The 11,943-nt window shown below is 70.4% G+C and carries 13 protein-coding genes; 8 read left to right on the top strand and 5 right to left on the bottom strand.

From position 1 onward, the window contains the following. Nucleotides 1-22: 22 nt before the first annotated feature. From EDF48_RS18140 to EDF48_RS18125, 4 genes are all read left to right on the top strand, one after another. Nucleotides 23-1,315, top strand: a complete 1,293-nt coding sequence (locus tag EDF48_RS18140) for an MFS transporter (RefSeq protein WP_131881777.1) — start codon at nt 23-25, stop codon at nt 1,313-1,315. Beyond that, nucleotides 1,308-2,246, top strand: coding sequence for an amidohydrolase family protein (locus EDF48_RS18135; RefSeq protein WP_131881775.1), 939 nt, complete (start codon nt 1,308-1,310; stop codon nt 2,244-2,246). The genes EDF48_RS18140 and EDF48_RS18135 overlap by 8 nt, the downstream gene beginning before the upstream one ends. Nucleotides 2,247-2,393: 147 nt before the next feature. Beyond that, nucleotides 2,394-3,203, top strand: coding sequence for an amidohydrolase family protein (locus EDF48_RS18130; protein WP_131881773.1), 810 nt, complete (start codon nt 2,394-2,396; stop codon nt 3,201-3,203). 24 nt (nt 3,204-3,227) lie between these two features. Next, nucleotides 3,228-4,541, top strand: a complete 1,314-nt coding sequence (locus EDF48_RS18125) for an MFS transporter (RefSeq protein WP_131881771.1) — start codon at nt 3,228-3,230, stop codon at nt 4,539-4,541. Nucleotides 4,542-4,550: 9 nt separating this feature from the next. Here EDF48_RS18125 and EDF48_RS18120 read toward each other — a convergent pair whose 3' ends face one another. Together EDF48_RS18120 and EDF48_RS18115 are read right to left on the bottom strand one after the other, a co-directional pair. Then, nucleotides 4,551-5,198, bottom strand: coding sequence for a hypothetical protein (locus EDF48_RS18120; protein WP_207913298.1), 648 nt, complete (start codon nt 5,196-5,198; stop codon nt 4,551-4,553). Next, nucleotides 5,195-5,743 carry a hypothetical protein gene (locus EDF48_RS18115; RefSeq protein WP_243698147.1) on the bottom strand — a complete coding sequence of 183 codons (549 nt, stop codon included), beginning with the start codon at nt 5,741-5,743 and terminating at the stop codon, nt 5,195-5,197. The genes EDF48_RS18120 and EDF48_RS18115 overlap by 4 nt, the downstream gene beginning before the upstream one ends. A 187-nt stretch (nt 5,744-5,930) precedes the next feature. Here EDF48_RS18115 and EDF48_RS18110 point away from each other — a divergent pair, with 187 nt between their 5' ends. Next, entirely contained in the window at nt 5,931-6,524 is a 594-nt protein-coding gene (locus EDF48_RS18110; protein WP_243698146.1) for a TetR/AcrR family transcriptional regulator, read from the top strand. 114 nt (nt 6,525-6,638) lie between these two features. On the opposite strand, the gene EDF48_RS18105 is transcribed toward EDF48_RS18110, so the two are convergent. Continuing rightward, entirely contained in the window at nt 6,639-7,145 is a 507-nt protein-coding gene (locus tag EDF48_RS18105; RefSeq protein ID WP_131881767.1) for a hypothetical protein, read from the bottom strand. Nucleotides 7,146-7,381: 236 nt separating this feature from the next. Between EDF48_RS18105 and EDF48_RS18100 the strand changes: the two genes are divergently transcribed. Beyond that, nucleotides 7,382-8,206: an HAD-IIB family hydrolase gene (locus EDF48_RS18100; RefSeq protein ID WP_131881765.1), complete on the top strand. Its 825-nt coding sequence runs from the start codon at nt 7,382-7,384 to the stop codon at nt 8,204-8,206. Next, nucleotides 8,203-9,417 carry a glycosyl transferase gene (locus tag EDF48_RS18095; protein ID WP_123338439.1) on the top strand — a complete coding sequence of 405 codons (1,215 nt, stop codon included), beginning with the start codon at nt 8,203-8,205 and terminating at the stop codon, nt 9,415-9,417. The genes EDF48_RS18100 and EDF48_RS18095 overlap by 4 nt, the downstream gene beginning before the upstream one ends. A gap of 88 nt (nt 9,418-9,505) precedes the next feature. Here the strand turns inward: EDF48_RS18095 and EDF48_RS18090 are convergent, their stop codons facing one another. Beyond that, complete coding sequence (locus tag EDF48_RS18090) at nt 9,506-10,549, bottom strand: LLM class flavin-dependent oxidoreductase (protein WP_131881763.1); 1,044 nt, start codon at nt 10,547-10,549, stop codon at nt 9,506-9,508. 57 nt (nt 10,550-10,606) lie between these two features. Between EDF48_RS18090 and EDF48_RS18085 the strand changes: the two genes are divergently transcribed. Continuing rightward, nucleotides 10,607-11,470, top strand: coding sequence for an SMP-30/gluconolactonase/LRE family protein (locus EDF48_RS18085; protein ID WP_165932466.1), 864 nt, complete (start codon nt 10,607-10,609; stop codon nt 11,468-11,470). Between the two features lie 81 nt (nt 11,471-11,551). On the opposite strand, the gene EDF48_RS18080 is transcribed toward EDF48_RS18085, so the two are convergent. Then, nucleotides 11,552-11,818 (bottom strand): hypothetical protein, encoded by a 267-nt coding sequence (locus EDF48_RS18080; protein ID WP_131881759.1) that lies wholly within the window; start codon nt 11,816-11,818, stop codon nt 11,552-11,554. Nucleotides 11,819-11,943 lie beyond the last annotated feature (125 nt).

The raw sequence follows: 11,943 nt of genomic DNA, 5'->3' as shown, positions 1-11,943 counted from the left end.
CCACCCCGTGCAAAGGAGCATCATGACCGCGTCCACCCGCCTCGAGCCGGACAGCGACCCCAGTGTCGCCCGCCCGACCAGGATCCGCTGGGCGATCGTCATCCTGCTGTTCGTCTTCTACACGATCAACAGCGTCGACCGCAGCGCGCTCAGCGTGGCCCTGCCCTTCATCGGGGACGACTTCCACATCTCCGGCACCGTGCAGGGGATCATCCTCAGCGCGTTCTTCTGGTCGTACTGCCTGCTCCAGATCCCCGGCGGTCTGACGGTCGACAAGTTCGGGCCGCGCACCGTCATCGGCATCGCGTCCGTCATCTGGGGCTCGTTCATGGCCCTCGCCGGATTTGCCGCGAACGCCGTGATGCTCGTGCTCTCCCGCATCGGCCTCGGCGCGTTCGAGGCGCCGTTCATGCCGGCGGCGTCGTCGCTCGTGTCGAAGTGGATGCCGCCGCGCAAGCGAGCAAGCGGCGTCACGTTGATCGATTCCGGTGCTCCGCTCGGCGCCGCGGTCGGCGGGTTGGTCGTGGCATGGCTGATCGGTACGACCGGTTCGTGGCGCGTCTCGTTCGTCATCATCGGCGTGTGCACGGTGCTGTTCGGCCTCGGCGCGTGGTTGTACCTGCGGAACCGCCCCTCCGAGCACCGATCGGTGAACGCCGCCGAGGTCGCCCTCATCGAACAGGCCGAGGACGAGCAGTCCGACCGCCCCGGGGTCAGCCGCGCGAACGTCATCGCGATGGTGGTCGGACGTCTGGCGTGGGCGATGGTGTTCTGGGGCCTGGTCACGTGGGGGCCGAGCTACCTCTCCGCCGCCCGTGGACTCGACCTCTCCGCGCTCGGGTTCGCGACGTTCCTGATCTTCTCCTGCGGCGCGGTGGGCGAGATCCTGAGCGGCTTCCTCGCTGACCGTCTCCAGCGCCGGTTCCGCCGGAACGTGGCGTTCAAGATGCTGTTCGGCGGGTCGGGCGCACTCAGCCTGGTGGCGCTCGTCGCCCTGCCGTTCGTCACCGACACCGCCGTCGCGGTCGCGCTGCTGTGCATCGGGGTGTTCTTCAACCTGTTCGGCGGGCTCTACTGGACCATCCCGTCGATGCTCGCGAAGCCGAGCAACGTCGGCATCGTCGGCGGCGTGATGAACTTCGCCGGCACCGCCGCCGGCATCGTCGTCCCGATCGCGGCCGGGGTGCTCCTCGACCTCACCGGCGGGTACACGGCGGTCCTCGTGTTCCTCGCGATCGCGGCAGCCGTGTACCTGGTCGGTTCGCTCTCGATCAACTTCGCCGGCACCACACGGACGGAGCCCGCTCGTGCCTGAGGCCGGCTACCGCGGGCCGGTCATCGACGCGCACCACCACCTGTGGCAGCTCGCCGACGACCGGTACCCATGGCTGCGGCCCGGCGTCCTCGTCCCGCACCGCTACGGCGACTACTCGGCGATCAAGCACGACTACACCGCCGCTGACCTGCTCCGCGACACCGCTGGTCAGGGGGTCGTCGCGACCGTCTCGATGGAGGCCGAGTGGGACCCGGCCGACCCCGTCGGTGAGACCCGGTCCCTGGCGCGGGTCGCCGCGACCACCGGCGTGCCCGGCGCGATGGCCGCGCAGGCGCGGCTGGACGCCGACGACGTCGCCGAGGTGCTCGCCGCACAGGCATCGCACCCGTCCGTCCGCAGCATCCGGCACAAGCCTGGAGGCCCGGCTCGGCTCGAGCAGGTCGGGTCCGGTCGGACGCGCATCAGCGACCAGACCTGGCGCGACGGCTACGCGCTGCTCGCCGACCACGGACTCCACTTCGAACTGCAGACCCCGTGGTGGAACCTCCACGAAGCGGCTGAGCTGGCCGTCGACCACCCCGAGACGCTGATCGTCGTGAACCACGCCGGCGTGCTCCTCGACCACGGCGCACGGACCATGCGCGGGTGGCGTGCAGCACTCGCCGAGCTCGCGGACCTGCCGAACGTCGTCGTGAAGGCATCCGGGCTGTGCACCGAGGCCGACGGCTGGGACCAGTTCGTGAACCGCGAAGTCGTCCTGACACTCGTCGGCCTCTACGGCGCCGACCGGGTGATGTTCGGCAGCAACTTCCCCGTGGACGGCATGTTCACCACCTACGCGGCGATGCTCGACGGCTTCCGGGACATCCTCGCCGACCTCCCGGCGGCCGAGCAGCGCGCCGTGTTCCACGACACCGCTGCCCGTGTCTACCGACCTGCCCGCATCCACCAGCCCGCCAGCGCTTCGTAGGGAGCACCGACCATGACCATCGCGAACGGCCACCGTCCGAGGATCCTCGACGCCCACCACCACTTCTGGGACCTGCAGAGCGAGGGGCACTGGCCCTGAATCCAGACGGATGTCAACCCCGACTTCTTCCTCGGCGACTACGCCGCGATGCGCCACACCTTCATGCCCGAGGACTACCTCCACGCGACCGCGGGATGGGACGTCATCGGCACGGTGCACTGCGAGGCCGAACGCTCCCGCACCGAGCAGGTCGAGGAATCGGCATGGCTCACCGCGCTCCACGACACGGACCCGCGGTTCCCGATGGCGGCCGTCGGACACGTGTTCTTCACCCAGCCCGACCTCGACGACGTGCTCGCCGGGCACGCGGAACACGCCATCGTCCGCGGCGTCCGGTCGAAGCCCGTGACCTCCGCGCACCCGGGGCCGACCGTGCGCGGGGTCTCCGGGTCCATGCAGGACCCGGCCTGGATCGCCGGTCTGCACCGACTGGCGGCGTACGACTTCAGCTGGGACCTCCGCGTGCCGTACCACCACCTCGCGGAAGCGGCCGACGTCGTCCAGGACATCCCGGACACCACCGTCGTGATCAACCACTGCGGCCTGCCCCTGGACCGCAGCGACGACGGACTCGCGATCTGGCGCCACGGCATGGAACGACTCGCCGCCCTGCCGAACACGGTCGTCAAGGTCTCCGAGCTCGGCTTGCCCGGGAACCGCTGGGACCGTCCGAGCAACGAAGCGGTGGTCCGCGAGACCCTCGCGGTCTTCGGTCACGACCGGTCGATGTTCGCCTCGAACCTGCCCGTCGCGACGCTCACGGCACCCGATTTCGACGAGGTGATGGACACGATCCTCTCCGGTGCAGCCGGGTCCACCCACGACCAGCTCGACGCCCTGTTCCACGGCACCGCCGCTCGCGTCTACCGCATCCCGCTCGCCGACACCGTCGGCTGACCCGACACCGAACGAAGGAACCCGATGACCACCGTCAACGACGACGCACTCTTCCGGAAGGTGTCGACCCGCGTGCTCCCGCTCGCGATGATCGGCTTCTTCCTGTCCTACCTCGACCGCGTGAACATCGGTTTCGCGCAGGAACAACTGAGCACCGACCTCGGCTTCTCCTACGCCGTCTACGGACTCGGCGCCGGCCTGTTCTTCGTCGGGTACTTCATCTTCGAGATCCCGTCCAACCTGATCCTCGCCAAGGTCGGTGCGCGGAAGTGGATCGCCCGGATCATGATCACGTGGGGCCTCATCTCCGGGTGCATGTTCCTCGTCGACTCCGAGACCACGTTCTACGTGCTGCGGTTCCTGCTCGGTGTCGCCGAGGCCGGCTTCATCCCCGGCGTGCTCTTCTACATGTCCCAGTGGTTCCCCGCCAGCCGTCGCGGCCGAGCATGGGGCATCTTCTACATCGCCCTCGCCGCCTCGGGGGTCGTGGGCGGGCCGGTGTCCGGCTTCATCCTCGAGGGCATGCGCGACGTCGCGGGGCTCGACGGATGGCAGTGGCTCTTCATCATCGAGGCGATCCCGACGGTCGTGTTGGGCTTCGTGATCCTCCGGTACCTGCAGGAGGACCACCGCACCGTGCGCTGGTTGACCGAATCCGAACGCAGCCGGCTGGGCGCGCTCCTCGACGCCGAAGCCCCACCCGCCGGACACACGAAGCTCCGGGAGGTCTTCCGGAGCCCGATGATCTGGATGCTCACCGGCATCTACTTCTCGTACAACTTCGCGCTCTACGGGATCAGCTTCTGGCTGCCGAACCTCATCCGTGACCTCGGGGTCGACGGCGACGTCACGGTCGGCCTCGTGTCGGCACTCCCGAGCCTCGCCGCGATCGTGTCCATGGTGATCTTCGGCCGCAGCTCCGACCGGCACGGCGAACGGAAGAAGCACATCGCAGCGGCCTTCGCGCTCAGCGCCGTCGGGTTCGTCATCTGCATCCTCGCCGGCGACCAGGCGGTGCTCGGGATCATCGGACTGATGCTCGCCAACGCCGGTGCCCTCTCGATCCCCGCCGTGTTCTGGAGCTTCCAGACGTCGATGCTCAGCGGCACCGCGCTCGCCGGTGGCATCGCGCTCATCAACTCCACGGGGAACCTGGCGGGGTTCGCGGCGCCGTACGCCATCGGCGCGGCGAAGGACGCCACGGACTCGGCGACGATCGCGCTGTGGATCACCGCGGGGTTCATGGTGCTCGGCGGTGTCCTGACGCTGACGGTGCGGACCGCGCGTGCGCATGCCGCAGCGCCTGGCCGGGTCGAGGCCCCCGACCTCGCCTCGTAGCGAGCTGCGTCACGGCGCGAGGAGCCACTGGCTCAGCGGGTGGACGAGGTACCGCAGCGAGGCTGCCTCCCACGCGGCGCCGATCACGAGGAGGGCGAGGGCGGGGACTGCGAGGGTGCCGAGCTGCTGGAGTCCACGTCGGTACCCGTCCCGATGACGCTCCGCCCCGGCAGCCCCGGGGCGGAGCCAGTACTTGCCGAGCAGGAACGAGCCCAGCAGCAGCAGGACGTACGCCTGCAGCTCGATGAGGAGCGTGACGGAGTGCGGGATCAGCGCCACCCAGCCTTCCCCGGTCGATGGCACGAGGGTGATCCCGGTCTGCACCGCCCAAGCGCCGAAGATCGCGAGCCCCGCGAACGGGACGACCAGTGACGGCAGGACGATCGTGAGCAGGCTGAGCCGGAGGACGTTGACGGCGAGGATCGTCAGCGCGAAGAGCGCCGGCGAGCTCACGAGTCGGGTGACGAGTCCGGCGGTGCCGTCGGCTTCCATCGCGGACATCCGGGCGTCGGTGAGTCCGGGGAACACGAGGCCGATCGCGAAGCCGAGCACGACCAGCCCGTACGCCGAGACGTTCAGGACGAGGTACGCGCGGGACTCCCGTCGGATGATCTGGCCCGAGCGTCGCACCGCGCTGCGGCCGACTGGCGGCGTCACGAGGCTGCTCCGCCGTCGAGCAGCCAGTGGTAGCGCAGCCGCGTCGCGCGCTCGACCGCTCCCAGGGCTGCCGCGAAGCCGAGCGCGACGTTGGCCCACGGGGTCAGGTGCACAGGCGACTCGAACGTGCCGACCGTGTCCGCGATCGGCGGGATCTCCGAGATCGGCTCGAGCACCTGCAGGACGTTGAGACCGACACCGACGAGCAGCACGACGACGGACACGGCTCCGATGATCCTGCTCGCCGCAGGGTGGTGCTGCGCGAACCGCAGACGGCGCCCTTCGGCCGAGCGAGGGTCGGGAGCGAGTTGCCGCTGGGTCCCGTCCTCGGCGACGAAGTGGCAGCGGCGCAGCCCCGACTCGCTGACACGGACCTCGATGTGCCCGCCGGCGACCGGGAATCGTGCAGGGACCCGCGAGACGAGGGTGAGAGCGCCGTCGACGTAGAGGCGAGCACGTACGACACCGTCGGCCGCATCTCCGCCGTGGCGGATGTCGATCGTGTGGTGGGCCGGTACGCCGTTGCGCGTCAGGGTGATCGACATCAGTGACCGCCGTGTCATCTGCCACCAGTGGAAGGGCTTCAGGCTCGTTCCGTCGCCGGGTTTCGCCCGGCTGGTCCACCGTCGCGCTCTCCGGTTCGCATCCATCGACTCGTCCTCTCTAGTACAGTGTGACAACACATCGAGAAGCTAGCACACCGTGCTAGTCCTGTGGAGAGGATGGTGCAGCGTGGTCGACTCAACCGCTCCGGACACCCGGTCGAAGATCCTGATCGCTGCGGCGACGATGATCGGAGAGGACCCGACGGCTCGCCTGAGCGTGCGTGGGGTGGCTGCCCGCGCCGGCGTCAGCACGGGGTCGCTCCGGCACTTCTTCCCGACGCAGCGGGAGCTCATCGACACGGTCGTCGAAGGTCTCCAGACCCTCGACCTCCCGGAAGACCCGATCGCGGACCACTCCAAGGAGCCCGCCGAGCGACTCGAGGGGTGCCTGCACCTGCTCCTCGCGAGCATCGGGAGCGGTGCGTCCGCTCGGCAGAACTGGGCGGCGCTGCACGATGCCTACGTCGCCGTGCCGGTCGCCGGTGATGCCGAGCACACGTTCCTCGCGATGGAACGGCTCGCCGTCGATCGGGTCGAGCGGTGGCTGTCGGTGCTGCGGCAGGAGGGGGTCCTGCAGGACGGCGACGCTGAGGAACACGCGCGGTTCCTGCTCACGGTCGTGAACGGCCTCGCACTCGAGCGCGCCCTTCCCGGTGCGCCTGCTCGGGCCGCCTTCGAGCGGGCGTCCATGCGGTTGGCGGTCGCTGCCGTACTGCGCTGAGGGCCAGCCGCTCCTGCCCACCGACCGGGCTCCCGGGCGTCGAGTCGGGGCCACGACAACGGGCTCGTCCTCGGCGATCAGGATCGCGAATGTCGGATCATCATGGCGCCGGCCTCATTCGGCGCTGCGCAGGTCCTGCACGTCGCCGTCCGAGCACTTCGAGACACCGGTGATGCTGTACCGCAGCGGGTACGCGTTGAAGCCGATGGAGGTGACGGGCCCGTCCGCGCCCCGGATGCCGGTGAGCGGGTCCGAGCCGCCGCTCTCGAACCGCTCCGTCGTGATCCCCTTGGACTTCCAGAGCTCCTCGACCGTCCGGATGTCGGCAGCCGGATCGGTGCCGTTGGTGCCGCTCCGCTCCAGGATGTACACGAAACGGGCACCATCGCCGCCGCCCGACCGGGTGCAGACCTCGGCGGCCGGGCCGCGGTACACGGTCCACTCGCCGCCGACCGCGTCGGTGGATTCCTTGACGGCGTCGACGATCGACTTCTTCGCTTCGGACGGATCCACTGTCATGCCTCCGGGGGTGTTGCTGCAGCCGGCCACGGTCAGTGCCGCCGTCAGGATGAGGGTGACGCCGACGCTGGTGCGGGCGGCGCCACGGATTCGTTGGTTCACGTTCACAGTGTCCACTGCGGGTTCTCCAGGAGCGACTTCTGGAAGTCGGTCATCCCCTTCGGCTGGGGATCGGGCATGGGCTTGGGGTGCCCGGCGCCCCACGTCGAATCGAGCGACCTACGCGCAGCGCGCACCACGGAACCCAGCCGCCCCTGTTCACCAACCGGACTCCCACGCATGGCAGGGTGGTCCGGGGCACCGTCGCCCGCAGCCCACCCAGCCGCGAGCGGAGCACGATGCCACCACAGGACCTGATGGTCGTCACGGACCTCGACGGGACGTTCCTCGACCACCACGACTACTCGTTCGACGCTGCCCTTCCGATGCTCGAGCGCCTACGCGCCGACGGCGTGCCGGTGGTGTTCTGCAGCAGCAAGACCCCGGCCGAGATCACCGCCCTGCAGCGGCGGACCGGTCTCGATGGCCAGGCGTTCGTCGCGGAGAACGGCGCGATCGTCGTCGGACCGGACGGCAACGTGACCACCGGCGCCGGGGCCGGCCCCGCGGATGCCGACCTCGCGCGTCTCCGCACGGCCCTCGACCACACCCGATCGGACCTGGACCTCCACTTCGCGACCTTCGGCGGCGAGACCGACGAGGTCGTCGCCGCCTGGACCGGACTCGACCTCGAAGCAGCCGGTGATGCCCGACAACGCGAAGCCTCCGAGGTCCTGCTCTGGCACGCCGAGGACGACGACCGCGCCGACGCGTTCCGCGCGGCGCTCGCCGCGGCCGGCCTCGACCTCGTGCGCGGCGGCCGCTTCTGGCACGTCCTGCCCGCCGGGCGCGACAAGGGCACCGCGGTCCGCCTGCTCGTCGCCGACCACGAGCGCCGCACCGGCACCGTCCCGCGCACCATCGGGCTCGGCGACGGCCCGAACGACACCGCGCTGCTCGACGCCGTCGACCTGGCGGTCGTCGTCCGCGGCCACGGCCCGGCGCCGGGCCCGTTCGCCGACGACCGACCCGAGCGCGTCCACCGCACAACCGCCCCCGGCCCGCAGGGCTGGGCCGAGGGCGTCTCCCGATTCACCACCCCGTCCCTCAGGAGCCACCGATGAGCGACTTCCACCAGAACGGCGTCATCACGACGTTCCACGACCTCGGCCGCCGCAGCACCGCGAGCATCGAGGACGACCTGCGGGGCTTCGCCGAGAAGCGGCCGATGAGCCTGATCCTGCCGGCGCTGTACTCGGAGCTCGAACGCCCGGCGCTCTCACGGATCGTCGACGAGCTCGCCGAGGCCGACTGGCTCAGCGAGATCGTCATCGGGCTGGACCGCGCCGACCGCTCGCAGTTCGAACACGCGCGGGAGTTCTTCGCGCGGTTGCCGCAGCGGCACCGCATCCTGTGGAACGACGGGCCGCGGCTGCGGGAACTCGACGCCGAGCTGGAGCGCGAGGGGCTGGCTCCCGGCGAGCCGGGCAAGGGCCGGAACGTCTGGTACTGCACGGGCTACGCGCTCGCATCGGAGCGGGCCGAGTGCATCGCGCTGCACGACTGCGACATCACCACGTACGAGCGGGGCATGCTCGCGCGGCTGTTCTACCCGGTCGCGAACCCGGCGTTCGACTACGAGTTCTCGAAGGGCTTCTACGCCCGCGTCGCCGACGGCCGGATCAACGGTCGCGTCGGACGCTTGCTCGTCGGCCCGCTGCTCCGGTCGCTCCGTCAGGTCTACGGGGAGTCCGAGTACCTCGAGTACCTCAGCAGCTTCCGGTACCCGCTGTCCGGCGAGTTCGCGATGCGCGCGCACGTGCTGAACGGGCTGAAGATCCCGGGGGACTGGGGCCTCGAGATCGGCATGCTGTCCGAGGTGTACCGCGACTACGCCACGCGGCAGGTGTGCCAGGTGGAGATCGCCGATGCCTACGACCACAAGCACCAGCCCCTCGCCGAGGCCGACGGCACCGGCGGGCTCGCCCGCATGGGCAACGACATCGTGCAGTCGCTGCTGCGGAAGCTCGCGACGATGGGCGTCCCGCTCACCTCGGACTCGTTCCGGGTGCTCAAGGCGACGTACTACCGGAACGCCCTCGACATCGTCGAGGTCTACCGGCACGAAGCGGAGATGAGCGGGCTCGGCTTCGACCAGCACGCCGAAGAAGCCGCGGTCGAGCTCTTCACCAAGGCGATCCTCGACGCCGGCGGCGCCTTCAGCGCACGCCCCGACGACAAGCCGTTCATCCCGAGCTGGAGCCGGGTGCGCTCGGCGGTGCCGGATGTGCTCGAGCGGTTGCAGGATGCGGTGGAGGCGGACCAGCAGGACTGATCACGCGCCCTGAGCGCGACTCCAAGGCGGACGGGAGGCACGGCGCGAGCTGGCACCGTGCCTCCCGTCCGGTGGTCTGGCGCCGTTCTCAGGCCGCCGGTCGCGGCGCCCAGCCGAGTTGCGGACCCAGGTGCTCGGCGATGTCCGTGGTGATCTGCGCGTAGTCGTCCGGTTCGAACGAGAACGGCAGCGCGAAGGCGACCTCGGTGACCGCTTGGTAGCCGGCGTCGGCGCGCAGCCGGTCCGCGATCTCGGCCGAGGTCCCGACGAGGTCGGCGGCGAAGAGCATCCCCGCGGGCCCCATCGGCACGCCGACGCGGCCCGAGCGGCTCTCGACGTAGGCGCGGTAGCGGGCCTCCTGCTCGCGTGTCGCCGTGTCGGTCGGGATGACGACCAGTCCCTGGGAGACCCGAGCGGTGCTGGGATCGGGGTGGACGTCGAGGTAGGCGTCGATCTGCGCGCGCTGGTTGGCGGCGAAGTCCGTGCCGACCTCGCTGCGCGTGACGCTCGAGGTGAGCAGGTGGAAGCCGTTCTCGCCGGCCCAGACCGCCGACTTCGTGCTGCCGGTGCCGTACCAGATGCGGTCGGCGAGGCCGGTGCTGTGGGGTTGGACGGTGCTCGCGAACTCCTCGATCCCTCGGCGTTCGACGGTGCCGGTCGCGGTGCCGGTTCCGGTCACCGCTTCTCCGCGCACGAGGGCACGGAAGCGCAGGAGTCGGTCGTTGCCGAGGTCCTCGTGCTCGGCGGTGTCGGGGAAGATCGCGTCCTTGTAGAGGTCGAAGTTCATCGGGGTGCCGACCGAGAGACCGGGGTTCAGCCGCCCGCCCAACAGCACGTCGACGGTGCCGAGGTCCTCGGCGAGCCGGAAGGGGTTCTCGGCGCCGATCGGCGTGACGGCGGTGCCGAGCTCGATCCGCGAGGTCCGCTGCGACGCCGCGGCCAGCACCGCGACGGGGGAGGAGATGCCGTGCTGCAGGTGCCGGTGGCGCAGCCACGCGCTGTCGAAGCCGAGCGCCTCCGCGCGCTCGATGACCCGGAGCGTGTCCTCGTGGCCCTCGGACGGTCGGGCGGGGTCGAACGACCCGATCGTTAGGAAGCCGAGCCGTTCCAGGGGAGTTCCGTCGAGGGGCATGTCTCGATCGTGCCAGACCACCGGGTGGCGCGGGGGTCCGGCTGGCAGGGTGGATCGGTGCACATCACTCTGGACTCCGCGACCGACGTCGTCACCGACATCCGCTTCCCCGAGGGCAACCGCTGGCACGACGGGCGGCTCTGGTACTCGGACATGCACACCGGCGAGGTCTTCTCGATGGACCCGACCTCGACCGCGGCTCCGCGCCTGGAGGCCACGGTGGAGGGCCAGTCGTCCGGACTTGGATGGCTCGCCGACGGGCGACTCGTCGTCAGCTCGATGGAGTCCCGCACGGTCGTCGCCGTCGACGACCGTGGAGAGGCGTCGGTGTTCGCCGACCTGTCCGGCGAGGAGTCGTCGCTCCTGAACGACCTGGTCGTCGACGAGGCGACCGGCCGGACCTACATCGGGGCCTTCGGCTACGACCTGTACGGCGGCGAGGAGCTCCGCCCCGGCCCGCTGTACGTGATCGAGCAGGACGGCTCGTTCCGCCTCGCCGCCGAGGGGCTGGTGTTCCCGAACAGCGCGAACGTCCTGCCCGGCACCCGCACCCTCGTGGTGAGCGAGACGTGGGGCGGCCGGCTCACCGCGTTCGACATCGAGCCCGACGGGTCGCTGACCGGCCGACGCGAGTGGGCAGCGCTTCCCGGTGGCGTCACGCCGGACGGCAGCACGGTCGACCGCGACGGCGCCGTCTGGGTCTGCTCCGTCGACACGGGGGAGTTCCTCCGGGTCCTCGAGGGCGGCGAGATCACGGACCGGATCGATGCGCCGGGGCTGTGCGCGATCGACTGCGCGCTCGGCGGCGAGGACGGCCGCACGCTGTACCTGGCGACGGCGGACAGCTACGACCCGGCGACGACGGCGCAGACGCGTGCGGGGCGGATCAGTGCGGTGCGGGTGGCCGTGCCGGGTTGGTGAGCGCGCCGAGGTTCCAAGATTCGGGCATCTCACGCGCCGCGGAGCCTGCCCGTCGAACCTCGGCGACGTGCACGCGGCATGTCATGGAACCTCGGGGAGGTGCCCCGGGCGTGGCTGGCGTGAACGTGCGGCGCGGCCGGCCGACCACGTCGTCACGAGGGCCGCGATCCCCATCGCGATGCCGACCACGCCGGAGCCGAGGCACAGTGGCATCACGAGCCCGAGGCCGATGTTGGCACCCCCACCCTCCGGTCCGTAGTAGACGTCGGCCATCAGCGCGCCGACCCCGAGGAACCCGACGGCCAGCAGCGGCGTGCTGATCAGGTGGAACGTGCGCGCGGTGGTCATGATCGGGCCCTTCGTCGATGTGGTCGACGAATCCTCGCACGACGCCGCATCGACGTATTCCTGTCCCGGCATCCGACGGTCGCCGAGCGGGCATCGCAGCGCTCCGATGCCACGATGGTCCGGTG

Origin of the sequence: Curtobacterium sp. PhB191 (genome assembly GCF_004346515.1) — a bacterium.
Classification (GTDB): Bacteria; Actinomycetota; Actinomycetes; order Actinomycetales; family Microbacteriaceae; genus Curtobacterium.
The sequence above is the reverse complement of the archived record's forward strand: the minus strand, read 5'-3'. Positions and strand labels throughout refer to the sequence as shown.